Here is a 26608-nt window from a genome sequence, read left to right as displayed (position 1 = left end):
TTTCAGATAATTTGATTGAAATTCCCCCTCTTATATGATATACTTTAGCTGACTATATGCGAGGTTTATTATGGCTAAATTATTAGAAAAAACGAGAAAAATTACATCTATCTTGAAACGTTCTGAAGAACAGTTGCAAGATGAAATGCCTTATAATGCAATTGCCCGTCAACTGGCTGATATCATTCATTGTAATGCTTGTATTATTAATAGCAAGGGAACTCTTCTAGGTTATTTCATGCGCTACAAAACCAATAATGACCGGGTTGAGGCTTTTTTTGACAATAAAAAATTACCTGAAGATTATGCGAAAGCGGCCAGTTTAGTCTATGATACAGAGGCGAATTTAGATGTAGATCACGATTTAAGTATCTTTCCGGTAGAGACCAAGTCTGAATTTCCTGATGGCTTGACGACCATTGCTCCTATCCACGTATCTGGGATTCGTTTGGGATCTTTGATTATCTGGCGCAATGATAAAGAATTTGCGGATGATGATTTGATCTTGGTTGAGATTGCTAGTACTGTAGTTGGGATTCAAATGTTGAACTTCCAACGAGAGGAAGATGAGAAAAATATTCGTCGCCGGACAGCGGTCAATATGGCTGTTAATACCTTGTCTTACTCTGAACTGCGGGCGGTTTCTGCCATCCTTGGGGAATTGAAGGGGAATGAAGGACAGTTAACTGCTTCTGTGATTGCGGATCGAATCGGTATTACCCGCTCTGTGATTGTCAATGCGCTTCGGAAATTGGAATCAGCTGGTATTATTGAAAGTCGTTCACTCGGGATGAAGGGAACTTATCTCAAAGTTTTGATCCCAGATATTTTTGAAGAAATTAAGAAAAGAGACTACTAATGAGCAAAGCATTAATTTCGATTGACTACACCGTTGATTTTGTAGCGGATGAAGGTAAGCTAACGGCAGGAGCTCCCGCCCAAGCCATTTCTGAGAGCATTGCCCAGGTGACCCAATTAGCCTTTGACCAAGGGGCCTATGTCTTTTTTGCGATTGATGCTCATGATGTAGACGATCCCTTTCATCCAGAAAGCAAGCTCTTCCCACCTCATAATATCATTGGGACTAGTGGACGGGATTTGTATGGTCCCTTAGCTGATTTTTATCGGGAACACAAAGCGGATCCACGTGTTTTTTGGATGGACAAGCGTCATTATTCTGCTTTTTCAGGAACTGACTTGGATATCCGCCTCCGGGAACGTGGCGTAGATACAGTTGTTTTGACGGGAGTCTTAACGGACATTTGTGTCCTCCATACAGCAGTAGATGCCTATAATCTGGGCTATCAGATCGAAGTGGTCGCGCCTGCAGTGGCGTCGCTCACTCCTGAAAATCACCAGTTTGCTTTAAATCATTTCAAACATGTTTTGGGAGCAAAAGTGGTGAATGAACAATTAGAAGAATTGTAAGATTAGAGTTCGAGGAGAATGGCCTAATGCCTAACCTTCCTCGGACTCTATTTTCTTGCCAAACTACCGCATAAATACTAAAAATATGGTAAAATAGAGGGTATTGAAAAATCATCATTTCACGAAAGGAAGCAAGATGAAAATTACGCAAGAAGAGGTAACCCACGTTGCCAATCTTTCAAATTTGAAATTCTCTCCAGAAGAGACAGCTGAGTTTGCGACAACCTTGTCTAAAATTGTCGACATGGTGGAATTGTTGGAAGAAGTGAACACAACCGGTGTGGCTCCAACAACAACCATGGCGGATCGCAAGACCGTATTGCGTCCGGATGTTGCTGAAAAAGGGACGGACCGTGACCGTTTGTTTAAAAATGTACCTGAAAAAGATAATTACTACATCAAGGTACCAGCTATCCTAGAAGATGGAGGAGATGCCTAATGTCATTCAACCATAAAACCATTGAAGAGTTGCACGACCTCCTTGTCTCTAAGGAAATTTCAGCAACCGAATTGACCCAAGCGACGCTTGATGATATCAAGGCGCGTGAAGAAGCAATCAATGCCTTTGTAACGGTGGCCGAAGAAGCTGCCCTTGCACAAGCCAAGGCTATTGATGAAAAAGGAATCGATGCAGACAACCTCCTATCAGGGATTCCGCTCGCGGTCAAAGACAATATCTCAACAGATGGTATCTTGACGACTGCGGCATCAAAAATGCTCTATAACTACGAGCCAATCTTTGATGCGACAGCTGTTGCCAATGCCAAAGCTAAAGATATGATTGTCATCGGGAAGACCAACATGGATGAATTTGCCATGGGGGGATCTGGTGAAACTTCTTACTATGGACCAACCAAGAATGCTTGGGACCACTGCAAGGTTCCTGGTGGATCATCTAGTGGTTCTGCTGTAGCTGTGGCTTCAGGGCAAGTCCGTCTGTCCCTTGGTTCAGATACCGGGGGTTCTATCCGCCAACCGGCTGCCTTTAATGGGATTGTTGGTCTCAAGCCATCCTATGGAACGGTTTCCCGCTTTGGTCTCATTGCCTTTGGTAGTTCATTGGATCAAATTGGTCCTTTTGCACCAACCGTTAAGGAAAATGCCCTCTTGCTCAATGTCATTACCAGTGAAGATGTCAAAGATTCAACTTCAGCGCCCGTCCGCGTAGCAGATTATACTTCTAAGATCGGTCAAGATATCAAAGGCATGAAGATTGCCCTTCCTAAGGAATACCTTGGCGAAGGAATTGACCCAGAAGTCAAAGAAACCATTCTTAATGCGGCCAAACACTTTGAAAAATTGGGAGCAACTGTCGAAGAAGTCAGCTTGCCTCATTCTAAATACGGGGTTGCTGTCTACTACATCATCGCTTCATCGGAAGCCTCTTCAAACTTGCAACGTTTCGATGGCATTCGGTATGGTTTCCGTGCGGAAGATGCCAAGAATTTGGATGATATTTATGTCAACACTCGCAGTCAAGGATTTGGTGATGAAGTGAAACGCCGGATCATGCTGGGTACCTTTAGTTTGTCATCTGGTTACTACGATGCATACTACAAGAAAGCTGGTCAAGTCCGTACCCTCATTATCCAAGACTTCGAAAAAGTCTTTGCGGATTACGACCTTATCCTTGGTCCAACCGCTCCAAGTGTAGCCTTTGATTTGGATTCGCTCAACCATGACCCGGTTGCCATGTACTTGGCGGACTTGTTGACCATTCCAGTCAACTTGGCAGGTCTTCCAGGAATTTCGATTCCTGCAGGTTTTGCGCAAGGTCTTCCAGTTGGTTTGCAGTTGATTGGTCCCAAGTATTCTGAAGAAACCATCTACCAAGCTGCAGCTGCCTTTGAAGCAACGACGGATTACCACAAGCAACAACCCCTTATTTTCGGAGGTGACAATTAATGAACTTTGAAACAGTCATCGGACTTGAAGTCCACGTTGAATTGAATACAAACTCAAAAATTTTCTCACCAACCTCTGCTCACTTTGGGAACGAGCAAAATGCCAATACCAATGTGATTGACTGGTCTTTCCCAGGGGTGCTTCCTGTCTTGAACAAGGGTGTTGTGGATGCTGGTATCAAGGCTGCTTTGGCGCTGAATATGGATATCCATCAGCACATGCACTTTGACCGGAAGAACTATTTCTACCCTGATAATCCAAAGGCCTACCAAATTTCGCAATTTGACGAGCCAATCGGATATAACGGTTGGATTGAAGTGCAATTGGAAGACGGCTCAACCAAGAAAATTGGGATTGAACGAGCTCACTTGGAAGAAGATGCCGGTAAAAACACCCACGGAACAGATGGATTCTCTTACGTAGACCTTAACCGTCAAGGGGTTCCATTGATCGAAATCGTATCTGAAGCAGACATGCGTTCTCCAGAAGAAGCCTATGCTTATTTGACAGCTTTGAAAGAAGTCATCCACTACACTGGTATTTCAGACGTCAAGATGGAAGAAGGATCGATGCGGGTGGATGCCAACATTTCCCTTCGCCCATACGGCCAAGAGGAATTCGGTACCAAGACGGAGTTGAAAAACTTGAACTCCTTCTCAAACGTCCGTAAAGGTCTTGAATACGAAGTACAGCGCCAAGCGAAAATCTTGCGATCAGGTGGGGTCATTCGTCAAGAAACACGCCGTTATGATGAAGCGAATAAGAGCACCATTCTTATGCGTGTCAAAGAAGGAGCAGCGGATTACCGTTACTTCCCAGAACCAGACCTTCCATTGTTTGAAATCTCAGATGAGTGGATCGAGGAAATGCGCACAGAGTTGCCAGAGTTTCCAAAAGACCGTCGTGCTCGCTACGTGGCAGAGCTTGGCTTGTCTGACTATGATGCCAACCAATTGACAGCGACGAAAGTCACTTCTGACTTCTTTGAAGCAGCTGTAGCCCTTGGTGGTGATGCCAAACAAGTGTCTAACTGGCTCCAAGGGGAAGTCGCACAATTCTTGAATGCAGAAGGCAAAACGCTGGAAGAAATCCAATTGACACCAGAAAATTTGGTCGAAATGATTGCCATCATCGAAGATGGAACCATTTCATCTAAGATTGCTAAGAAAGTCTTTGTTCACTTGGCGAAAAACGGTGGCGGTGCGCGTGAATACGTTGAAAAAGCTGGATTGGTACAGATTTCAGATCCTGAAGTCTTAATCCCTATCATCCACCAAGTCTTTGCAGACAACGAAGCAGCAGTAGCCGACTTCAAGTCAGGGAAGCGGAATGCGGACAAGGCCTTCACCGGCTTCCTCATGAAAGCAACTAAAGGCCAAGCCAACCCACAAGTAGCTCTTAAACTACTTGCCCAAGAATTGGCGAAGTTGAAAGAAGAGTAATAGAGAAAAAAACCAGCCGAGAGGTTGGTTTTTACTATCCATAAAATTGTGTTAGAATAGGAAAGATCATTACATATCAACTGGCATTAGGAGGAGTTACATGAACAAATTTTTAAGAGTCTTATTTGTCCTGGTTATCATCGCCATGTCTGGAGCGATTGTCTTCCAGCTGTTCTTTCCATCTTATATGGGAAGTCATTCGGGATATGGTATTTCTATCGGTTGGCAGCGGGAGATTGGGATTTGGAATGTGGCAGTTCTTGTGATTCTCATTGCTGTTAATTTCAAATATGATTGGTTTTATCTTCGTACGGTTTTATTGGCCTTGATTGTTGGTGGCATCGGAATTGGAACCAATCATTTATTTGCTTATCTCAACTATCATTTGCCAGTAAATGCTATTGGAGCTTTTGAAAATTATCTTCTTGTTCTGGGCTGGATTGTCGGTTGGAAACTAGAGTCATCTCGGGCCGATAATTAAGATATTAACCGTCTGTTTCTTCTTGACAAAGTTTGTGAAAGGGTTTACAATATGGTTGTCGGGTTTCCTGAAAGGGAATTGCAATTCATAGAAAAATAGGAGAATCATATGGAAACAATGAAAGCTGCTCGCTGGCATGGCAAGAAGGACGTTCGTATCGAAGAAGTAGAAGTCCCTAAAGTACAACCTCATCAAGTAAAGGTTGCGGTCAAATTCACGGGAATCTGTGGGACAGACTTGCATGAATACTTGGATGGGCCAATCTTTATTCCAACAGAGGAGCATGTTTATTCTGGTCAAAAAGCACCCGTTACCCTCGGTCACGAGTTTGCTGGAGAAATTGTTGAGGTTGGAAGCGATGTGACTCGTGTTAAAGTCGGTGATCGTGTGACGATTGAACCAATTTTGGCAAAACACAACTTAATTGGTGACTACAACCTTGATCCAAACTTGAACTTCGTCGGTCTTGCGGCAGATGGTGGGTTTGCTAAATACTGTGTCCTAGATGGAGATTTAGTCCATGTGATTCCAGATAGCTTGAGCTATGAGCAAGCAGCGCTTACAGAACCTGCTGCCGTGGCTGTTTATGCAGTTCGTCAATCTGCTTTGAAAACAGGGGATACAGCTGTTATCTTTGGTTTAGGTCCAATCGGTCTCTTGATCGTGGAAGCCCTTCGTGCAGCAGGTGCTTCAAAAATCTATGCGGTTGAATTGTCTCCTGAACGTCAAGCAAAAGCAGAAGAGCTAGGTGCCATTGTGGTTCGTCCAGAAGAAGGTGAATCAATCGTTGAAGCCATTCATCGCTTGACGGATGGTGGAGCGGATGTGTCTTATGAAGTAACAGGGGTTCCTGTTGTTCTTGGACAAGCTCTTGCAGCAGTTCATAAGGCTGGTGAGTGTATGGTTGTTTCTATTTGGGAACGCGAAGCCAGCATCAATCCTAATGAATTCGCCATTCAAGAAAAGACTCTTAAAGGGATTATCGCTTATCGCCACATCTTCCCTAAAGTATTGGAATTGATGGAACAAGGCTATTTCTCTGCTGAAAAATTGGTTACCAAGAAAATCAAATTGGAAAATATTGTTGAAGATGGCTTTATCGAATTAACGCAAGATAAATCGCAAATCAAGATTTTGGTTGAGCCATAAATTAGTATATTTTATGAATAAAACCAGTCCATTTGGGCTGGTTTTTTTTTACTGGGGAGGACAATATAAAAAGATAGTATAAATTGAGAAAACGCTTGCATAAATAATTCTTACATGCTATACTGGTTGAACACTAATCATTTTAAGGAGACAGATATGAAACAGAAACCTTCTGTGTCAGGCGATAAACAAGTCGTCTATGCGATTCGTCGATTGAAAAATGGCGTTGGTTCGGTGGCGATTGCGACGAGCTTGGCTTTATTAACAGCCTTTGCTGGTCCGGTCAGTGCGGATGAGGTGGGCAATACCCCTACACCAGCTTCAGAAGTGGTGACAGCCCCGTCAAATGAAGCAAGCACTTCTTCATCGGATGTGAAACCAGCTACGAACACTGAGACAAGTGAAACCCCAAAAGTGTTGGAAGAAAGTGTCACTGCGCCTGAAAATGTAAGCGCCCTCACTGAAGGAGTGGCTTCTCCTCAGTCTGTGAAGGCAGAGGAGCCGATTGCTGATCAGACTATCCGGATTCACGTGAAAAAGCTACCAGAAGAAAACAAGGAAACTCAGGGGCTCTGGACCTGGGATGATGTTGAAAAGCCGTCTGAAAACTGGCCAACAGGTGCCCAATCCTTTAAGGACGCAAAGACAGATGACTACGGCTATTATCTAGATGTCAAGCTTAAAAATGATCAGGCTAAGAAGATTAGCTTCCTCATCAACAATGTTAAAGGGGACAATATCACAGGAGACAAGTCCATTGAATTGCTCTCTCCAAAAATGAATGAAGCTTGGTTGGATGACAAATTTAAAGTCTATTCTTATCAGCCTCAAGCAGAGGGAACGGTCAGAGTCAATTACTATCGGACAGATGGAAATTATGATAAAAAATCTCTCTGGTATTGGGGAGATGTAGAGAATCCGAGCAGTGCTGCTTGGCCGGATGGGACAGATTTTGTAGCGACAGGGAAATACGGTCGTTACATTGATATCCCCCTAAAGGAAGCTGCAAAAGAATTTGGTTTCTTATTATTGGATGAGAGTAAGTCTGGAGACGATGTGAAAATTCGACAAGAAGATTATAAATTTGCTGATTTGAAGAACCACAGCCAAATTTTCTTACGGGACGATGATCCAACTGTTTACACCAACCCATACTATGTCAACGATATCCGTATGACGGGTGCCCAGCATGTCGGTAAGGAAAAGATTGAAGCCAGCTTTTCGACCTTGGCGGGGGCACAGAAAGAGGAGTTGCTCAAACGGACCAAGATCACAGATGCTCAAGGAAATTCTGTCACCATTAAGGATCTTCTTTTAGATGAAGCAGGGAAGAAAGTGACCTATACGGGGGATTTCTCTCAGGTTGATCAGTCCTATACGGTTCAATATGACAATGACCGCTTCACGACCAAAATGAACTGGCGCCTCAAGGATGAAGCCTATAGCTACGATGGAACGCTCGGAGCTCATCTTCATGAAGGAGGGAAGAAGGTTGATCTCACCCTTTGGTCACCAAGTGCGGACAAGGTATCCGTTGTCATCTATGACAAGAACGATTCTGAAAAACTAGTTGGCCGTGTGGCTCTAGAAAAAGGGGAGCGAGGCACTTGGAAGCAGACCCTTTCTGCTGATTCAGGACTGGATATCCAAGATTATACGGGCTATTTCTACCAGTATGAAATCGAACGCCAAGGAAAAACCTTCACGGTCCTTGATCCGTATGCCAAATCGTTGGCAGCTTGGAATAGTGAATTATCCAAGACAGATGCGGTTCATAAGGTAGCAAAAGCAGCCTTTGTAGATCCAAGTAGATTAGGTCCGAGTGACTTAACCTATGCGTCCATTCCAAACTTTAAGAAGCGAGAAGATGCTATCATCTATGAAGCTCATGTCCGCGACTTCACTTCTGATCCGGCTTTGGCATCAGAGCTTAAGAGCCAATTTGGGACCTTTGCTTCCTTTGTTGAAAAATTGGACTACCTCAAAGACCTTGGTGTAACCCACGTTCAACTCTTGCCAGTTCTATCTTATTACCACGTTAATGAATTGAAAAACAGCGAGCGCTTGTTAGAGTATGCATCAAGCAACAGCAATTACAACTGGGGTTATGATCCACAGAACTACTTCGCTTTGTCAGGAATGTACTCAACAGATCCAAGCAATCCTCAAAAACGAATTGAAGAATTCAAGAATTTGGTCAATGAAATTCACAAGCGTGGAATGGGAGTGGTACTAGACGTTGTTTATAACCATACAGCTAACGTGGACATCTTTGAAGATATCGAGCCAAATTACTACCATTTCATGGATGCTGATGGTACGCCTCGGACAAGCTTTGGTGGTGGACGTTTGGGAACAACCCACTACATGTCCAAACGGGTCTTGGTCGATTCGATTAAGTATTTAGTGGATACTTATAAGGTGGACGGTTTCCGATTTGACATGATGGGTGACCATGATGCGGCCTCTATCGAAGAAGCCTACAAGGCGGCTCGGGCTCTGAATCCAAATCTCATCATGTTGGGAGAAGGCTGGGTGACCTATGCAGGTGATGAAAATAGTCCTGTACAACCAGCAGACCAATCCTGGATGAAGAAAACAGACACCGTTGCTGTATTCTCAGATGATGTTCGAAACAATCTAAAATCAGGTTATCCAAATGAGGGACAACCAGCCTTTATCACCAATGGAAAACGAAAGATTGCGACTATCTTTAAGAATCTCATCGCACAACCAACCAACTTTGAGGCAGATAGCCCAGGTGATGTCATCCAATACATTGCGGCCCATGATAACTTGACCCTCTTTGATATTATCGCTCAGTCTATCAAGAAGGACCCTAGTATCCCAGCCAATAATGCAGAGATTCATCGTCGCTTGCGTCTAGGAAACCTGCTCGTTCTGACAGCTCAAGGAACACCGTTCCTTCATTCTGGTCAGGAATATGGTCGAACCAAGCAATTCAAGGATCCAGCTTACCGCACGCCTGTTTCCGATGACAAGGTTCCAAACAAATCTCATTTATTAGTAGATGAAAATGGAAAGCCATTTGACTACCCTTACTTCATCCACGATTCTTATGACTCAAGCGATGCCATCAACCACTTTGATTGGGAAAAAGCAACCAATGAAGCTCTCTATCCAGAGAATACTCGCTCTCGCGCCTTTACCAAAGGATTGATTGCCCTTCGTAAGTCAACAGACGCCTTCCGCATGGACAACATGGAAGAAGTGAAGAACCGCGTCAAGCTCTTGACGATTCCAGGTGAGAATGGAGTCGAAGAAGAGGATCAGGTGATTGGCTACCAAATCACTGCCAGCAATGGAGATGTCTATCTAGTCTTAGTAAATGCCGATACCAAGGCGCGTGACTTTGCATTAGGAACGGACTTCGAACGCTTTAGAAAGGCAGATGTTCTAGTGGATGGTGAACGAGCAGGTATTAGCAATCTAACTGATCCAAAAGGAATCTCTTGGACAGAAACAGGCCTTCGACTAGATGCTTTGACAGCAACTGTCTTGCGTTTGTCTACTAAGGAAGAAGCTGAAAATCCTGTTCTTCCAAATCGTCCTGAATACCATACACCGGTATCTCCATCTCCAGAGAAAGTCCTTCCTCCACAAACTGTTAAACCGACGTCACAACTTCTTGCTCAAAAGAAAGAAGAGCCAGAGGTTCAAGCTTTAGCTCCTCATCCTGACTCTGCGTCAGTTGAACATGGAGAAGAAGCAAGTCCAGCTCGCGCGCTTCCTGAAACAGGAGAAGCGAGCTCCAACCTAACTAGCTTAGCTGGGCTCCTTCTCTTAGGAGGTCTCGGGTTAGGAATGGCTAAGAACGGGAGAAAAGAAGAATGAAATCTTCTAGATGGGATTTAAAAATAGTTTTTAAATCCTACATAAAACCAGCCCTTTTGGGCTGGTTTTTGTGATAGAATAGAGAAGAAGTAGCGTACCGTATTAATTAATTTTGGGAGGCAACATGTCTACATCTTTCAAAGGAACCGTGATGACTGTGATTGCTGGAATTGCCTGGGGGCTTTCTGGAGTGAGCGGGCAATATTTGATGGCCCACGGTTTTTCAGCTATCGTTTTAACCAATATTCGTTTACTAATTTCAGGTGCCGTCCTCCTTCTCTTTGCCTATCTGTCTGACAAGGAGAAGTTTGTTGCCTTTTTTAAGGATAAAAGTTCTTATATCTCTTTGATTCTTTTTGCCTTTTTTGGCTTGCTATTGACTCAGTTGACCTATCTGATTGCTATTGCAGAAACCAATGCTGGAACTGCAACAGTGCTTCAATACGTTTGCCCGGTTGGTGTTTTAGCCTATACCTGCATCAAGGATCGTGTTGGGCCTACTGTCTCTGAGATTGCTTCCATGTTACTAGCAATTGGGGGGACCTTCCTGATTGCCACCCATGGACAGTTGAATCAGCTGGCTATTACGCCCAAAGGTCTAGGCTGGGGCTTGTTTTCGGCCTTTGCCTACGCTCTCTATATCATTTTACCCCTCAATTTAATCAAAAAATGGGGAAGTATGTTGGTCATTGGGGTGGGCATGCTCTTGCCAGGGATTCTCATGCTTCCTTTTAGTGGCTTGGTATCCTTTCAAGGACACTATTCTTCAGATAACCTCTGGGCCCTCTTTGGCTTGATTGTGTTAGGAACCATTTTTGCATATACGGTCTTTCTTAAAGGAACCTCGATGGTAGGGGCAGTCAAGGGGAGTTTATTAGCTTCTATTGAGCCTATTTCCGCTGTATTTTTTGCCTATATAATCATGAACGATCAATTCTATGCGATTGATTTTATAGGGATGGGGATGATTTTGTTAGCAGTTCTTCTGATTTCTCTGAAAGACCTCATTATTCAAAAAGAAAAAGGAATTCTATAAAAAAAGATGCTGGGTGTTTGCCCAACATCTTTTTTAGGCCATTTGCCAGAAATAGTCGATGATATAGGTGAGACCATAAGTGTAGATGACCAGAGTAATCGGTTTACAGAGAATAATAATGGTCATATAGCGCTTAAAGGTCATATTGGTTAATCCAGCTAGCATGCAGAGAAAGTCCGCTGGACTGATAGGCCAGATCATCATGAAGATGAAGAAACGATCAAACCGCTTGTCTTCGTTGAGCCAGTTAATATACTTGTCGTAAGTCTTCTGGCTGACCATAGACTGGACAAATTTAGGCCCGTACATTCTTGCGAGGTGGAAGATGATGGCACAGCCGATGACGATGCCGATGTAGTTGTAGATGGTCCCAATGATGTGGCCATAGATAAAGACACCAGCAACAGATGTTAGAGCGCCAGGAATAATAGGGACCACAGTTTGAAGGATCTGAAGAAAGATAAAGAGAGGGGGTCCGAAGATACCTGCTTGGAGAATAAAAGCCGACAAGGTTTCCTTGGATTGGAGAATACCAGCAAAGTAGGCCCAGATACAGAAAGCAAGGGTTGCCAGGGCCCCAATGATGGAGGACCAATTAATGATTTTTTGGAGGAGAGGGGAGACCTCCCTCAATTTTTTTTCTTTTGTTATCATAACTCTTCCGCGTATTTTTTTCTTCTACTATACCACGTTTTTGGAACTTTGTAACGATTTTGTCCATTTTAGGGAATATCAAAGAGATAGATTGGGTCCTCTTACAAAGGGGAGACAACGAAGCAAGTGCAAAATACGTCTATTTATGCTACAATGAAGAGAATATAAAAAATGGAGAAAAACGTGTCAATCGAAAATTACAAACCAGATTTTGCGGTGGAAGCAGCCTATGATCTCACCGTTGCAGATTTGAAAAAACAGGGTATTAAGGCGGTCCTTGTGGATTTGGATAACACCTTGATTGCTTGGAATAATCCGGATGGGACTCCCGAGATGCGCCAGTGGTTACATGACCTTCGTGATGGGGGGATTCGGGTAATCGTGGTGTCTAATAATAGCCCCAAACGGGTCAAGCGCGCGGTTGAGAAATTTGATATTGACTATGAAGCCTGGTCGCTTAAGCCCTTTACTTTTGGGATTGATCGGGCCCTCAAACGTTTCCACTATGAGAAAAATGAAGTGGTCATGGTCGGGGATCAACTGATGACGGATATCCGGGCTGCCCATCGTGCAGGCATTCGCTCGATTTTGGTCAAGCCTTTGGTTGAGCATGACTCCATCAAGACCCAGATCAACCGGGCGCGTGAACGCCGTGTCATGAAGCAAATGGCCGAAAAATATGGTCCAATTGTATATAAAAAAGGAATTTAAGAATGGAAGAATTATTCTGTATTGGCTGTGGAGCGCCCATTCAGACAGAAAATAAAGAGGGGCTAGGCTATACTCCCCAATCAGCTCTTGAAAAGGGCTTGGAAACAGGCGAAGTCTATTGCCAACGCTGTTTCCGTCTACGTCACTACAATGAAATCACAGATGTGCATCTGACAGATGATGATTTCCTAAAGCTCCTTCACGAAGTAGGCGATAGTGATGCTCTAGTGGTCAATGTAGTGGATATTTTTGACTTTAATGGCTCCGTCATTCCTGGCCTACCACGCTTTGTAGCAGGAAATGATGTCCTCTTGGTCGGAAATAAAAAGGACATCTTGCCTAAGTCAGTTAAAGATAGCAAGGTGACCCATTGGTTGATGGAGCGGGCCCACGAAGAAGGGATGCGTCCTGTCGATGTGGTCCTCACATCTGCCCAAAATAAGAGTGCTATCAAGGACTTGATGGAAAAGATTGAGCAGTACCGCAAAGGCCGTGACGTCTATGTGGTGGGTGTGACCAACGTTGGAAAATCAACCCTCATCAATGCGATCATCCAAGAAATCACTGGAGACAAGGATATCATTACAACCTCTCGCTTCCCAGGAACGACACTGGACAAGATCGAAATCCCACTGGACGATGGGTCCTATATCTACGATACACCAGGGATTATCCATCGCCACCAGATGGCTCATTACTTGACGGCAAAAAACCTCAAGTATGTTAGCCCTAAAAAAGAAATCAAGCCCAAGACTTATCAGCTCAATCCCGAGCAAACCCTCTTCTTGGGTGGCTTGGGACGCTTTGACTTTATTAAGGGGGAAAAGCAAGGCTTCACGGCCTTCTTTGATAACGAACTCAAGCTTCATCGAACCAAGCTAGAAGGAGCGACCGCCTTTTATGACAAGCATGTTGGTGGCTTGCTAACTCCACCTAATAGCAAAGAAAAAGAAGAGTTCCCACCCTTGGTTTCTCATGAGTTTACTATCAAGGACAAGACAGACCTCGTCATCTCAGGCCTCGGCTGGATCCGCGTCAATGGAGAAGCCAAAGTAGCCGTCTGGGCACCAGAAGGCGTTGCCGTCGTTACCCGCAAAGCTATTATTTAAAAATTTGAAAGGAAATAGTTTCTTTATAGACAGAGGCGAGTGTAACGAGCCTAGAAAGGATACTTTTCGCTGTGGTGAAAGCCTAAGTAGATATTTTACTACTTAGGCGCGGAAAATTTGAGACTTTAGGCTCAAATTTAAGTCATGGAACTCCGCTAGGAGGTCGCTGACGACCGCCACCACATCAGAAAAGTATCAAAAAAGAAACAATGAAAAAAGCATGACATTAACATCCAAACAACGGGCTTTCCTCAATAGCCAAGCCCACAGCCTCAAACCTATTATCCAAATTGGGAAAAACGGGCTTAATGACCAAATCAAAACCAGTGTTCGCCAAGCATTAGACGCTCGCGAACTGATTAAGGTGACCCTCCTTCAAAATACGGATGAGAATATCCATGAAGTAGCGGAAATCTTGGAAGAAGAAATTGGTGTGGATACGGTTCAAAAAATTGGACGCATCCTCATCTTATACAAACAATCAAGCAAAAAAGAAAACCGGAAGATTTCAGTCAAAGTAAAAGAAATCTAAGAGACACAGGAGAGCAGGTATATGGCCATTGAACTATTAACCCCCTTTACTAAGGTGGAGTTAGAGCCAGAGATCAAAGATAAGAAACGCAAACAAGTGGGAATCCTCGGAGGGAATTTTAATCCCGTCCATAATGCCCATCTTGTTGTTGCAGACCAAGTTCGCCAGCAATTAGGCTTGGACAAGGTCCTTCTCATGCCAGAATATGAGCCTCCGCATGTGGATAAAAAAGAAACCATTGATGAAGGCCATCGCTTGAAAATGCTCGAACTAGCCATCGATGGCATTGAAGGTCTGGAAATCGAGACGATTGAGCTAGAGCGTAAAGGGATCTCCTATACCTACGATACGATGAAGTTGCTCAATGAGCGAGACCCAGATACAGACTATTACTTCATCATTGGAGCGGATATGGTAGACTACCTGCCAAAATGGTATCGGATTGACGAATTAGTGGAGATGGTGCAGTTTGTCGGTGTTCAACGTCCCCGTTACAAGGCGGGAACCTCCTATCCTGTGATTTGGGTCGATGTTCCTCTTATGGACATCTCTTCTAGCATGGTGCGAGAGTTTATCGCCCAAGGTCGGACGCCCAACTTTATGTTGCCAAAGCCAGTCTTGGACTACATCAAGAAAGAAGGTTTGTATCAATGACCTATGAAAACTATCTCGGCTTTCCTCGTGAGGTCTTGCTTGAAAAAATGCGTCAAATCCTGCCAGAAAAGCGGCTAACCCACTGTTTAGGGGTTGAGAAGGCCGCTCGTAACTTAGCTAAGCGCTATGGGGCTGACGAAGAGCAGGCTGGCCTAGCAGGTTTATTGCATGACTATGCCAAGAAATTATCGGATCAGGAATTTCTCGATTTGATTGACCGTTATGAACTTGATTCGGATTTGAAAAACTGGGGAAATAACGTCTGGCATGGAATGGTCGGCATTTATAAGATTCAGGAAGATCTCGGACTGACAGATCCAGCCATTCTTCGCAGTATTGAGATTCACACCGTGGGGAGTGGACAGATGTCGACCTTAGACAAGATTGTCTATGTGGCAGATTATATTGAACACAACCGGGCTTTTCCGGGGGTAGAGCAGGCGCGCGACATCGCCCAAGTCTCCTTAGATCGTGCTGTGGCCTATGAGACAGCTCGCACAGTCGAACACCTTGCCCACCAAGGATTGCCCATTTATCCCCAAACCCTTGAAACCTATAACGCATTTGTGAAGTATTTGAAAGAGGAGCAGTGATTGAAAACAGCTTTTATCATTATTGATGTACAAAATATCTTAGTGGAAACAAGTTTTGAGACAGAAAAGCTCCTAGAGAAGATCGCTTATTTGCAAGATCAGGCTAGAAAACAGCAGATTGAAATCATCTACATGCAGCATATTGAAACGCCAGAGGCTTTAACCTCGGAAGATTGGCAATTATCTCCTCTGTTGAAAAGACAGGAGAATGAAAAGGTATTTCAGAAGCGATACAATAGCATGTTTAAGGAGACAGGATTAAAAGAATACTTGGATCAACAAGGAATTCAACAACTGGTCCTGTGTGGCATGCAGACAGAATATTGTGTCGATACATCCGTCAAAGTGGGGTTTGAATACGGCTACAAGCTGGTCATTCCAGAAGGAGCTGTCACAACCTTTGATGGAGAGGATATTCCGGCAGAAACGCTTAATGAATTTTATGAAAATATTTGGGCAGAACGTTTTGCGGATGTCTTAGATTACAAATCAATTTTTTAAGGAAAGAGGACTAAATGAAAGAAAAAGAATTACTTGAACTTGTTGTTAAAGCAGCAGATGAAAAGCGTGCAGAAGACATTGTGGCTTTGGATGTTCAAAGCTTAACCAGCGTGACAGATTACTTTGTCATCGCAAGCTCTATGAATAGCCGTCAGTTGGAAGCTATCGCAGAGAATATTCGTGAGAAAGTCGTTGAAGCTGGTGGCAATGCTAGCCATGTCGAAGGTGACTCAGCTGGAGGTTGGGTCCTTCTTGACTTAGGTGGTGTGGTGGTCCATGTCTTCTCAGAAGAAATGCGTACCCACTATAACCTAGAAAAGCTATGGCACGAAGCAAGTGCTGTCGATCTTTCAGCAGTCCTAGCATAAGCAGGTAAACTCAGTTGGTAGCAACTGAGTTTTGTTGGTTAAATTGAAATTCTATGGAAAGAAAGGATAGGGCCTTGTGTTTGGTTAGGTTTGATAACTGAACACGAGCTAAAAGCTGTGAGAAAAAGAGTAACTTCCTTTGTATCTGACGATACGCAGAAAGTTTCATATTTTCTCTTTGCTTTTAACGCTCTTTGTATCTTAGAAAGGATTTGAACCCGTCCTGTAATCCTCGGAAAATAGATAGCTCTCCTTGGAGCTTAGCTCCATCGTCGTGCTCCTAATTTTCTAACGGATTACGGGCGGACTTGGTATCATGAATATGGCGACTTATGAAACCTTTGCGGCGGTCTATGATGCGGTCATGGATGACAGTCTATATGATTTGTGGACGGATTTTTCCCTCCGCCATCTCCCAAAAACAAAAGATAAGAAAAAATTACTGGAATTGGCTTGTGGGACAGGGATTCAATCTGTTCGCTTTTCTCAAGCTGGGTTTGATGTGACAGGATTAGACCTGAGTGCTGACATGCTGAAAATTGCTGAAAAAAGAGCGGCTTCAGCTAAGCAGAAGATTGATTTTATCGAGGGCAATATGCTGGACCTGTCGCAAGCAGGCACTTATGATTTCGTGACCTGCTACTCGGATTCTATCTGCTATATGCAGGACGAGGTAGAAGTAGGAGACGTCTTTAAGGAAGTCTACAATGCCCTCAATGAGGACGGAGTCTTTATTTTTGATGTCCATTCGACCTACCAGACAGATGAGGTCTTCCCAGGCTATTCTTATCATGAAAATGCGGAAGACTTTGCCATGCTTTGGGATACCTACGAGGATGAAGCCCCTCACTCGATCGTCCATGAGCTGACCTTCTTTGTCCAAGAAGAAGATGGATCCTTTAGTCGGCACGATGAAGTTCATGAGGAACGCACTTATGAAGTTTTAACCTATGACATCCTATTGGAGCAGGCTGGCTTTAAATCTTTCAAATTGTACGCTGACTTTGAAGATAAGGAGCCAACAAAGACCAGTAAACGATGGTTTTTTGTAGCGCAGAAGTAGGCTAGCATGACAGTTACAGGAATTATTGCAGAATTTAATCCTTTTCACAATGGGCACAAGTACCTGCTGGAACAGGCAGAAGGGCTGAAAATCGTTGCCATGTCTGGGAATTTTGTCCAACGTGGTGAGCCTGCCATTGTAGACAAGTGGATTCGCGCGCAGATGGCTTTGGAAAATGGAGCAGACCTGGTGGTCGAGCTCCCCTTTCTCGTGGCTGTTCAGTCGGCGGATCATTTTGCCAAGGGAGCGGTAGAGATCTTGTCCCGTCTGGGAATCGACCAATTGACCTTTGGGACAGAAGAGGTCATAGATTACCAAGCGATTGCGACAGTTTATTCTGAGAAATCATCGGAAATGGAAGCTTTCTTGCGAAGCCTTCCAGAAGACTTATCCTATCCACAAAAGACCCAAAAAATGTGGGAAACCTTTGCTGGAGTGGAGTTCACAGGGGATACTCCCAACCATATTCTAGGGCTGGCTTATGCCAAGGCTTGTGCTGGAAAGGGGATTGCACTCAAGCCTATTCAACGCCAGGGAGCAGGCTACCATTCAGAAGAAAAAGAAGGGGACTATGCTTCTGCGACTAGTCTACGCCTGCACAAGGAAGATCAGGACTTTGTCGATAAATTCATGCCCAATAGTCAACTCTTTCAGTCGGCTCCACAGGTATCTTGGGAGGATTATGACCAACTGCTCCGTTATCAAATCCTAACCCATCCGGATTTGACACAAATTTTTCAAGTCAATGAAGAACTGGCCAACCGGATAAAGGAGGCCGTTCGAAGTGCTAACTCTGTGGAAGATCTGGTGGAGAAAGTCGCAACCAAGCGCTATACCAAGGCGCGCGTGCGCCGCATTTTGACCTACATCTTGGTAGGGGTGATGGATCAAGCTCTTCCCGATGCCATTCATGTCTTAGGATTTTCCGCAAAGGGACAAACTCACCTCAAAGGCTTGAAAAAATCAGTAGAAATCGTGACCCGAATCGGTAAGGAACCTTGGGATAGTTTGACCCAGCAAGCGGATCAGGTGTATCAGCTAGGTCACCCCCAATTGCCTGAACAAATCTGGGGACGGGTGCCAGTGAGAGTGGAAGAATAGAAAGTTTCACGTAAATTTTTTCTGCCCACATTCACGTAAGGCAAGAACGTTATGATGCACGGAAACAGTGTTTATCCATTGACTAAAAATTTTTTTAGTCAATGGATTTTTTTGTTTTTACCAAATTTAGAAGCTTTTTTACGAATAATTAAGTGGAGAGGGAAAAACTTGTACAAGTTCCTGACAAGTTTTTCTTTTTCATGTATAATAATAGAAAAGAGGTAGAATGAGGTATGGTCATGGAAGCAGTCGTTTATTCAACATTCCGCAATCATTTGAAGGATTATATGAAGAAGGTGAATGATGAGTTTGAGCCTTTGACAGTCGTGAATAAGAATCCAGAAGAAGATATTGTGGTCATCTCTAAGAGCGAGTGGGACAGCCTACAAGAAACCCTGAGACTAGCTCAGAACAAGGAATTGTCGGATAAGGTCCTACGGGGCATGGCAGAAGTCCGAGCTGGTCAGGTTCAACTCCATGAGATTGAGTGGTAACAGATGTTACTCAAGTTTACAGAAGATGCTTGGAAGGATTATTGTTACTGGCAAAGTCAGGACAAAAAAACACTGAAGCGGATTAATAGCCTGATTAAGGAGATTCAAAGGGATCCATTTACTGGGATTGGTAAGCCTGAGCCCTTGAAATATGACTTTCAAGGAGCATGGTCAAGGCGGATTGATGTAGAAAATCGCCTGATTTATATGCTAGATGAGTCAGGAGTTGCCTTTCTGTCATTTAAAGATCATTACTAAGTCTCTAACAGAGAGGCTTTTTTATAGTTAAACGAGCTATTTAAAGTTTCCAACTCATAGAAAATTCGCATGAATTCCCCCGTTAAAAATAGAAAAATCTAGTCTAATGTGGACGATTTGTGATATAATGTTAAAGATTGAAAATAATATGAATCAAACACAAGGAGAATCCTCATGGGACGTAAATGGGCCAATATTGTAGCCAAGAAAACTGCCAAAGATGGCGCTAACTCAAAAGTATATGCGAAATTCGGAGTAGAAATCTATGTAGCCGCTAAAAAAGGTGAGCCAGATCCAGAATTGAATACTGCTTTGAAATTCGTTATCGACCGTGCCAAACAAGCGCAAGTGCCAAAACACGTAATTGATAAAGCGATCGATAAGGCAAAAGGAAATACAGACGAAACCTTTACAGAAGGACGTTATGAAGGGTTCGGACCAAATGGTTCCATGTTGATCGTTGATACCTTGACATCAAATGTTAACCGTACAGCTGCGAATGTCCGTGCTGCTTTTGGTAAAAACGGTGGAAACATGGGAGCTTCAGGTTCTGTATCTTACCTCTTTGACAACAAAGGTGTTATCGTCTTTGCGGGTGATGATGCGGATGCCATCTTTGAGCTTTTATTGGAAGCAGATGTGGATGTAGATGATGTTGAAGCAGAAGAAGGAACAATTACTGTTTACACTGCTCCAACTGACCTTCACAAAGCGATCGTTGCTTTGCGTGAATCTGGTATCGAAGAATTCCAAGTAACTGAATTGGAAATGATTCCTCAATCAGAAGTTGAGTTGTCAGGTGAAGATTTGGAAACCTTTGAAAAACTTTACAGCGTTCTTGAAGATGATGAGGACGTGCAAAAGATCTACACTAACGTAGATGGATTCTAATAGAAATAGACCTTTGAAGATGATTTCTTCGAAGGTTTTTTTCTTGAGGTTTGGAATTTTTAGGAAGGAAAGCAGAGGTCGCAAAAATAATGATATAGTTCCTGGCTATAACTGAGAGAAAAAAATAGGAATTAGACGAATAGGGGAGGCAGTGATAGAATAGAACTATGCTAGAAAGGGGACGAGAAATGGTATCATTTTCCTATGAACATCTAGTGCCCATTCGGCATTACGTGCATCAGCATCCAGAGTTATCTGGACAAGAATACAAAACTACAGCTTATCTTAAAGCCTATTTGGAAAAGCTAGGTGTACGCATTTTAAACAGTGGATTAAAAACCGGTCTGATTGCTGAAATCGGAAGCGGTAAACCAGTCATTGCCCTTCGCGCAGATATTGATGCCCTTCCAATTCAGGAGAACACGGGTCTCGACTACCAAAGTCAAAACCCTGGTGTCATGCATGCCTGTGGCCATGATTTCCATCAGGTCAGCCTATTAGGGGCTGCAGAAGTCCTAAAAGGTATGGAAGCAGACTTAAAGGGAACGGTTCGGTTGATTTTTCAGCCGGCTGAGGAGACTTCTGAAGGAGCATCTGCGGTATTAGCGACCGGGCTCCTAGAGAATGTACAGGCCATCCTTGGATTTCACAACATGCCATCATTGTCTGCGGGTCAGTTGGCCCTGCGTCCAGGTGCCATGATGGCGGGGGTTGAAAAGTTCAAGGTGACTGTCACTGGGGTGAGCAGTCATGCGGCTCGACCGGATCTCGGTTTAGATACGGTTGTAGCAATCACTAGTATGGTCCAGCAGTTGCAGACCTTGGTCTCGCGTACGGTTTCGCCATTTGAGACAGCTGTTCTATCGGTGACCCATATCGAAGCTGGTTCAACCTGGAATGTTCTTCCCAAGTCTGGTTACTTTGAAGGAACCATTCGAACCTTTAATCCGGATCTCCAGAGACGGCTCAAGGCGGATTTCATTCGCGTGATCGAACAGATCTCCAACAGCACGGGAGTCATGGTCCATTTTGATTGGGGCAAGACACCACCGGTTACCTATAATGATAAGGCTTTGGCTAAAAAAGTCTTTCGTTGGTCCAAGTCTTTTGCAGAAGTTGTTGAGGCCCAGCCATCGACAGCGGGTGAAGATTTTGCCTTCTATCAAGAGAAAATCCCTGGAGTCTTTGCTTTTATCGGATCTAATGGTGCAGCAGATGCACCGGATCTCCACCATGATAGCATGGTCATAGATGATGCAGCTTTTGCAGTATCAGTTCCATATTACGTAGAAAATGCCCTCGCTTTACTGGAAAAATTTTCAACCAAATGAGACGTGATAGGTAAAACCTATCACCGCCATAAAGAAAATATAATACCCAAGAGTCGGGAATTTTGATATGATGGAAAAAGCTGTTTTTTAAAGAGGAATAAACAATTTTAGTGAAAAAGGAGAACAAATGAAATTGAATAAATTCATCAAATATGTTGGTTTAAGCCTTGTGGGCTTAGCAGCAGTTGGGACTTTGGTAGCCTGCTCATCCAAGTCATCAAGTAAATCAAGTGGAAAACGGACCATTGAAGTTGCAACAGTTGGAACAACCAAACCCTTCACCTATGATAAGGACGGGGAATTGACTGGTTATGAAATCGAAGTCATGCGTGAAATCTTCAAAGGATCAGATAAGTATGAAGTCAACTTTAATAAGACAGAGTGGTCTTCTATCTTTGCGGGCTTAGACGGTGATCGTTACCAAATCGGTGTCAGCAACCTTAGCTACGATAAAAAACGTGCGGAGAAATACTTGTACCCAAATCCTTACGCTAAGAACCCAGTGGTCTTAGTAGTCCGTAAAGATTCAGGTATCAAATCACTAGACGATATCGGTGGCAAGTCTACAGAGGTCATCCAAGGAACTTCTACAGCGAAACAGTTGGAAGCCTACAATAAAGAGCATAAGGATAATCCAACTGAGCTCAAATTTACAGAGGGTACCATCCAATCCATTCTTGCTAATTTGAGCGATGGCCGTTCAGATTATAAGATTTTTGAACGCTTGACAGTTGAGGCTTTAATTAAGGACCAAGGCTTAGATAATTTGGAGGTCATCGAACTTCCAAGTGATCAACAACCATATGTATACCCAATCCTTGCCAAAGGTGAGAAAGAATTGGAAACCTTCGTCAACAAACGGATCAAAGAGTTGTACGAAGACGGGACACTGGAAAAATTGTCTAAGAAGTACTTTGGGGGAACCTACCTTCCAGAAGCTTCTGATATTAAATAAGGTTATTTAAAAACATCATAAGGAGAAAGAATATGAAATTAACAAAACTTTTTGGTGTAGCAGCTCTTGCTACCGTTGCAACCTTTGCCTTAGCAGCATGTGGGTCTTCAAAATCATCTAAATCATCTGATAAAGATGGTGTGACAACTGTTAAAGTTGGGGTGATGAACTTAAGTGATACAGAAGAAGCTCGTTGGAAAGAAGTGCAAAAGAACTTAGATGATGCAAAAGCAAACATCAAATTGGAGTTTACTCAATTTACAGACTACTCACAACCAAACCAAGCTGTTCGTGATGGGGATGTGGATATCAACGCTTTCCAACATTACAACTACCTTGAAAACTGGAACAAAGAAAACAGCGCAGACCTAGTTTCTGTAGCAGATACTTACATTGCGCCAATCCGTCTTTACTCTGGTACTAAAGATGGGAAGAACAAATACACAGATGTGAAAGACATTCCTGAAAAAGGAACCATTGCAGTACCAAACGACCCAACAAACGAAAGCCGTGCTTTGTATGTATTGGAATCAGCTGGTTTGATCAAGTTGGATACAAAAGATGGGGAATTGGCTACCATCAGCAACATCAAAGACAATCCAAAGAACTTGACAATTTCTGAGTTGGACGCTTCTCAAACAGCTTCTTCACTTCCATCAGTTGATGCAGCGATCATCAATAATACCTTTGTTCGTGAAGCAGGAATTGATTACAAGAAAGCTCTCTTTGTAGAAAAAGCAAACAGCAACTCTAAACAATGGTACAACTTGATTGCAGCTAAGAAAGATTGGAAATCATCTGATAAAGCAAAAGCAATCGAAGCCATTATTAAAGCCTACCATACTGACAACGTGAAGAAAGTCATTGAAGAATCTTCAGACGGTATGGACCAACCAGTTTGGTAATTGAGAGGATGAATAGAGAGGTGGAGAAGGTTTTCTCTACCTCTTATCGTGTATAGTAGGAGGAAATGATGTCCAATCCAAGAGAGACAGAACAAATACGCAAATTTGAAAATGATGAGGTGGCTCAGCATTATTTTGAAGTCCTGAGGACCCTCATTTCCAAGCGCTCCATCTTTGCCCAGCAGATTGGCTTAAAGGAAGTAGCGACCTATTTGGGAGAAATTTTCACAGCTGCAGGAGCTAAGGTAACTGTGGATGACAGTTACACAGCGCCATTTGTCATTGCTAAATTTGTTTCACCCAATCCGGACGCGAAGACCATCATTTTCTACAACCATTACGATACTGTTCCAGCAGATGGCGACCAACCTTGGACAAGTGATCCCTTTACGCTGTCGGTCCATTACGGGACCATGTATGGTCGAGGGGTAGATGATGACAAGGGGCATATTACTGCACGGTTAACGGCTATTCGCAAATATATCCGTGAGAATGGCGACCTGCCAGTCAACATTACCTTTATCATCGAAGGAGCAGAAGAATCTGCTTCGACCGACCTGGATAAGTATCTAGCCAAACACAAAAAACACTTGCGTGGGGCAGATCTCTTAGTCTGGGAACAAGGGACTCGTAACCAACAAGGGGAACTGGAAATCTCCGGTGGCAACAAGGGGATTGTTACCTTTGACATGGTGGTCAAAAGTGCAGATGTGGATATCCATTCTAGCTATGGTGGAGTGGTGGAATCAGCATCTTGGTATCTGCTCAATGGTTTGTCCAGTCTTCGAGATAAAGACGGTCGTATCCTGGTGGATGGCCTCTATGACTCGATTGAGGAGCCTAACGAGCGGGAGCTGGCCCTGATTGATCGGTATGCTAATAAAACGGCGGACGATGTGACAGAAATCTACAATCTCCAATTGCCTATCTTAAAAGAGGAACGAAGTGAGTTCTTAAAACGTTTTTATTTTGAGCCAGCTATGAACATTGAAGGGTTGGGAACAGGGTATCAGGGACAAGGAGTTAAGACGATTCTCCCTGCAGAAGCTCGAGCCAAGATGGAAGTTCGGTTGGTGCCAGGCTTGGAGCCTAAACAAGTCTTGGAGTTGATTCGTAAACAATTGAATCAGAATGGCTTTGAGAAGATTGAACTTGTTTTCACACTAGGGGAAATGAGCTATCGGAGTGATATGAGTGCACCGTCCATTCTCAACGTGATAGATTTGGCCAAACGCTTTTATCCAGAAGGGGTCTGTGTCCTTCCGACAACTGCAGGCACTGGGCCCATGCATACGGTCTTTGAGGCCTTGCAAGTTCCAATGGCTGCCTTTGGTATCGGAAATGCCAATAGTCGAGATCATGGTGGGGATGAGAATGTGAAAATTGCAGACTACTATACCCATATTGAATTAATTAAGGAGTTAATCACAAGTTATGAGTAAAGAAATTATCAAACTGGACCATATCGATGTTACCTTTCATCAGAAAAAACGTGAAATTGCAGCCGTGAAGGATGTTACCATTCATATCAATGAAGGGGATATTTACGGGATTGTTGGATATTCTGGTGCAGGGAAATCAACTCTTGTACGGGTCATCAATCTCTTGCAAGTACCGTCAGCAGGTACTATCACCGTAGATGGTGATGTCATCTATCAAGATCGGGTGACCTTGAATGCTGCGGCTTTACGCCAAAAACGCCGGGACATTGGTATGATTTTCCAACACTTCAATCTTATGGCCCAAATGACTGCAGCTGAAAATGTGGCCTTCGCCCTCAAACATTCAAATTTGTCTAAAGAGCAAAAGGCTGAAAAAGTGGCTAAGTTGTTGGAACTAGTAGGACTGTCAGATCGGGCGGACAACTATCCTGCTCAATTGTCAGGTGGACAAAAACAACGGGTGGCGATTGCGCGTGCGCTCGCCAACGATCCAAAGATTTTGATTTCTGACGAATCAACATCTGCCCTAGATCCAAAAACGACCAAACAAATCCTTACTCTTCTGCAAGAGCTGAATCAGAAGTTGGGCTTGACAGTGGTCTTGATTACTCACGAAATGCAAATTGTCAAAGACATTGCCAATCGGGTTGCTGTTATGCAAAATGGTGAATTGATTGAAGAAGGTTCTGTTTTAGATATCTTCTCTAATCCTAAGAATGAATTGACGCAAGACTTCATCACGACAGCAACAGGAATTGATGAAGCTATGGTGAAAATCAACCAGCAACAAATTGTTAAGCAATTGCCAGCGGATTCTGTTTTAGCCCATTTGAAATATTCTGGTTCGGTGACAGACACGGCGATTATCAACGATATATATAAACAGTACCAAGTGTCTGCAAATATTCTACACGGAAATATTGAAATTTTGGATCATATCCCTGTTGGAGAGTTGGTTGTTATCCTGACTGGAGAAGCAGCCAACCTATCTGCAGCGCAACGGGATCTACAAGCGGCAGGTGTTTCTGTTCGTGTCTTAAAAGAAGGGAGTAATGCATGATTGACTTTATTCAAACCTATCTACCAAATGTTTACCGGATGGGCTGGAGTGGCCAAGCTGGATGGGGAACAGCGATTTATCTGACCCTTTACATGACCTTTATCTCTTTTGTGATTGGTGGTTTGTTGGGACTCATTGCAGGCTTATTATTAGTCTTGACAGCACCAGGTGGGATTATCGAGAATAAATTGGTTTTCCATATCTTGGATAAAATCACTTCCATCTTCCGTGCGATTCCATTTATCATCTTGCTAGCCTTGATCAATCCCTTTACTCGTATGATTGTCGGAACTGGGATCGGTCCTACAGCAGCCTTAGTTCCCCTATCTTTAGCTGTCTTTCCTTTCTTTGCTCGCCAAGTTCAAGTCGTTTTATCTGAGCTTGACCGAGGTGTGATTGAAGCAGCCCAAGCCAGTGGGGCAACATTTTGGGATATTGTTGGTGTCTATCTTCGTGAAGGTCTTCCAGATTTGATTCGTGTTACAACTGTTACCCTTATTTCCTTGGTTGGTGAAACAGCCATGGCAGGTGCGATTGGAGCTGGTGGTCTTGGAAACGTGGCTATTTCCTATGGTTACCAACGCTTTAATAATGATGTCACCTTGCTAGCAACCTTCTTGATTCTGCTTTTGATCTTCTTTATTCAGTTTATCGGTGATTTCTTGACCAAGAAAATTAGTCACCGGTAAG

Annotated in this window: 28 protein-coding genes; 27 read left to right on the top strand and 1 reads right to left on the bottom strand. The window is 43.5% G+C overall.

Annotated features, from left to right (window positions below):
* Positions 1 to 70 precede the first annotated feature (70 nt).
* The 9 genes from codY to EAI95_RS05360 all read left to right on the top strand — a co-directional run bounded on the left by codY (position 71) and on the right by EAI95_RS05360 (position 11296).
* Entirely contained in the window at positions 71 to 859 is a 789-nt protein-coding gene (codY, locus tag EAI95_RS05400) for a GTP-sensing pleiotropic transcriptional regulator CodY (RefSeq protein ID WP_129270117.1), read from the top strand.
* Positions 859 to 1428 (top strand): isochorismatase family cysteine hydrolase, encoded by a 570-nt coding sequence (locus tag EAI95_RS05395; protein WP_129822424.1) that lies wholly within the window; start codon positions 859 to 861, stop codon positions 1426 to 1428. The genes codY and EAI95_RS05395 overlap by 1 nt, the downstream gene beginning before the upstream one ends.
* 136 nt (positions 1429 to 1564) lie before the next feature.
* Complete coding sequence (gatC, locus tag EAI95_RS05390) at positions 1565 to 1867, top strand: Asp-tRNA(Asn)/Glu-tRNA(Gln) amidotransferase subunit GatC (protein WP_129822423.1); 303 nt, start codon at positions 1565 to 1567, stop codon at positions 1865 to 1867.
* Positions 1867 to 3333 (top strand): Asp-tRNA(Asn)/Glu-tRNA(Gln) amidotransferase subunit GatA, encoded by a 1467-nt coding sequence (gatA, locus tag EAI95_RS05385; RefSeq protein ID WP_129822422.1) that lies wholly within the window; start codon positions 1867 to 1869, stop codon positions 3331 to 3333. The genes gatC and gatA overlap by 1 nt, the downstream gene beginning before the upstream one ends.
* Positions 3333 to 4775, top strand: a complete 1443-nt coding sequence (gene gatB / locus EAI95_RS05380) for an Asp-tRNA(Asn)/Glu-tRNA(Gln) amidotransferase subunit GatB (RefSeq protein WP_129822421.1) — start codon at positions 3333 to 3335, stop codon at positions 4773 to 4775. The genes gatA and gatB overlap by 1 nt, the downstream gene beginning before the upstream one ends.
* A gap of 100 nt (positions 4776 to 4875) precedes the next feature.
* Positions 4876 to 5256: a hypothetical protein gene (locus EAI95_RS05375; protein WP_129822420.1), complete on the top strand. Its 381-nt coding sequence runs from the start codon at positions 4876 to 4878 to the stop codon at positions 5254 to 5256.
* 108 nt (positions 5257 to 5364) lie between these two features.
* Complete coding sequence (locus EAI95_RS05370; RefSeq protein WP_129270127.1) at positions 5365 to 6405, top strand: 2,3-butanediol dehydrogenase; 1041 nt, start codon at positions 5365 to 5367, stop codon at positions 6403 to 6405.
* Positions 6406 to 6561: 156 nt separating this feature from the next.
* Positions 6562 to 10260, top strand: a complete 3699-nt coding sequence (locus EAI95_RS05365; protein WP_129822419.1) for a pullulanase — start codon at positions 6562 to 6564, stop codon at positions 10258 to 10260.
* A 124-nt stretch (positions 10261 to 10384) separates the two neighbouring features.
* Complete coding sequence (locus EAI95_RS05360) at positions 10385 to 11296, top strand: EamA family transporter (protein WP_129822418.1); 912 nt, start codon at positions 10385 to 10387, stop codon at positions 11294 to 11296.
* Positions 11297 to 11329: 33 nt separating this feature from the next.
* Here EAI95_RS05360 and EAI95_RS05355 read toward each other — a convergent pair whose 3' ends face one another.
* Positions 11330 to 11950, bottom strand: coding sequence for a TVP38/TMEM64 family protein (locus EAI95_RS05355; protein ID WP_129822417.1), 621 nt, complete (start codon positions 11948 to 11950; stop codon positions 11330 to 11332).
* Positions 11951 to 12133: 183 nt separating this feature from the next.
* On the opposite strand from EAI95_RS05355, the gene EAI95_RS05350 reads away from it, so the two are divergent.
* The 18 genes from EAI95_RS05350 to EAI95_RS05265 all read left to right on the top strand — a co-directional run bounded on the left by EAI95_RS05350 (position 12134) and on the right by EAI95_RS05265 (position 26607).
* Entirely contained in the window at positions 12134 to 12661 is a 528-nt protein-coding gene (locus EAI95_RS05350) for a YqeG family HAD IIIA-type phosphatase (protein ID WP_045759146.1), read from the top strand.
* Positions 12662 to 12663: 2 nt separating this feature from the next.
* Positions 12664 to 13770 (top strand): ribosome biogenesis GTPase YqeH, encoded by a 1107-nt coding sequence (yqeH, locus tag EAI95_RS05345; RefSeq protein WP_049472983.1) that lies wholly within the window; start codon positions 12664 to 12666, stop codon positions 13768 to 13770.
* A gap of 220 nt (positions 13771 to 13990) precedes the next feature.
* Complete coding sequence (gene yhbY / locus EAI95_RS05340) at positions 13991 to 14302, top strand: ribosome assembly RNA-binding protein YhbY (protein WP_006595720.1); 312 nt, start codon at positions 13991 to 13993, stop codon at positions 14300 to 14302.
* A 21-nt stretch (positions 14303 to 14323) separates the two neighbouring features.
* A complete protein-coding gene (locus EAI95_RS05335) occupies positions 14324 to 14956 on the top strand; it encodes a nicotinate-nucleotide adenylyltransferase (RefSeq protein ID WP_129822416.1) in 633 nt (210 codons plus the stop codon).
* On the top strand, positions 14953 to 15549 hold the full coding sequence (gene yqeK / locus EAI95_RS05330) for a bis(5'-nucleosyl)-tetraphosphatase (symmetrical) YqeK (protein ID WP_129822415.1): 597 nt from the start codon (positions 14953 to 14955) through the stop codon (positions 15547 to 15549). Before EAI95_RS05335 ends, yqeK begins: the two co-directional genes overlap by 4 nt.
* Positions 15550 to 16050 carry a cysteine hydrolase family protein gene (locus tag EAI95_RS05325; protein WP_048789826.1) on the top strand — a complete coding sequence of 167 codons (501 nt, stop codon included), beginning with the start codon at positions 15550 to 15552 and terminating at the stop codon, positions 16048 to 16050. It begins immediately after the preceding gene.
* A 14-nt stretch (positions 16051 to 16064) separates the two neighbouring features.
* Positions 16065 to 16418, top strand: coding sequence for a ribosome silencing factor (rsfS, locus tag EAI95_RS05320; RefSeq protein WP_129822414.1), 354 nt, complete (start codon positions 16065 to 16067; stop codon positions 16416 to 16418).
* A gap of 322 nt (positions 16419 to 16740) precedes the next feature.
* Positions 16741 to 17481 (top strand): class I SAM-dependent methyltransferase, encoded by a 741-nt coding sequence (locus tag EAI95_RS05315; protein WP_277752539.1) that lies wholly within the window; start codon positions 16741 to 16743, stop codon positions 17479 to 17481.
* A gap of 6 nt (positions 17482 to 17487) precedes the next feature.
* Entirely contained in the window at positions 17488 to 18582 is a 1095-nt protein-coding gene (locus EAI95_RS05310; protein ID WP_129822412.1) for a nucleotidyltransferase, read from the top strand.
* Between the two features lie 239 nt (positions 18583 to 18821).
* On the top strand, positions 18822 to 19076 hold the full coding sequence (locus EAI95_RS05305) for a type II toxin-antitoxin system Phd/YefM family antitoxin (protein ID WP_173018610.1): 255 nt from the start codon (positions 18822 to 18824) through the stop codon (positions 19074 to 19076).
* 3 nt (positions 19077 to 19079) lie between these two features.
* Positions 19080 to 19334: a Txe/YoeB family addiction module toxin gene (locus EAI95_RS05300; protein ID WP_129822411.1), complete on the top strand. Its 255-nt coding sequence runs from the start codon at positions 19080 to 19082 to the stop codon at positions 19332 to 19334.
* Between the two features lie 174 nt (positions 19335 to 19508).
* Positions 19509 to 20225, top strand: coding sequence for a YebC/PmpR family DNA-binding transcriptional regulator (locus EAI95_RS05295; protein WP_006146163.1), 717 nt, complete (start codon positions 19509 to 19511; stop codon positions 20223 to 20225).
* A gap of 188 nt (positions 20226 to 20413) precedes the next feature.
* Positions 20414 to 21556: an amidohydrolase gene (locus EAI95_RS05290; protein WP_129822410.1), complete on the top strand. Its 1143-nt coding sequence runs from the start codon at positions 20414 to 20416 to the stop codon at positions 21554 to 21556.
* 127 nt (positions 21557 to 21683) lie between these two features.
* A complete protein-coding gene (locus EAI95_RS05285) occupies positions 21684 to 22511 on the top strand; it encodes an amino acid ABC transporter substrate-binding protein (protein WP_129822409.1) in 828 nt (275 codons plus the stop codon).
* A 32-nt stretch (positions 22512 to 22543) separates the two neighbouring features.
* Entirely contained in the window at positions 22544 to 23416 is an 873-nt protein-coding gene (locus tag EAI95_RS05280) for a MetQ/NlpA family ABC transporter substrate-binding protein (protein ID WP_023024186.1), read from the top strand.
* A gap of 68 nt (positions 23417 to 23484) precedes the next feature.
* Positions 23485 to 24858, top strand: a complete 1374-nt coding sequence (locus EAI95_RS05275) for a M20/M25/M40 family metallo-hydrolase (protein WP_129822408.1) — start codon at positions 23485 to 23487, stop codon at positions 24856 to 24858.
* The gene (locus EAI95_RS05270; protein WP_129822407.1) at positions 24851 to 25918 is read left to right on the top strand and encodes a methionine ABC transporter ATP-binding protein; all 1068 of its coding nucleotides are present in this window, start codon (positions 24851 to 24853) and stop codon (positions 25916 to 25918) included. The genes EAI95_RS05275 and EAI95_RS05270 overlap by 8 nt, the downstream gene beginning before the upstream one ends.
* On the top strand, positions 25915 to 26607 hold the full coding sequence (locus EAI95_RS05265) for a methionine ABC transporter permease (protein ID WP_006595735.1): 693 nt from the start codon (positions 25915 to 25917) through the stop codon (positions 26605 to 26607). The genes EAI95_RS05270 and EAI95_RS05265 overlap by 4 nt, the downstream gene beginning before the upstream one ends.
* Position 26608: the final 1 nt, after the last annotated feature.

This window comes from Streptococcus sp. bf_0095 (genome assembly GCF_004166885.1).
GTDB lineage: Bacteria > Bacillota > Bacilli > Lactobacillales > Streptococcaceae > Streptococcus.
The sequence above is the reverse complement of the archived record's forward strand: the minus strand, read 5'-3'. Positions and strand labels throughout refer to the sequence as shown.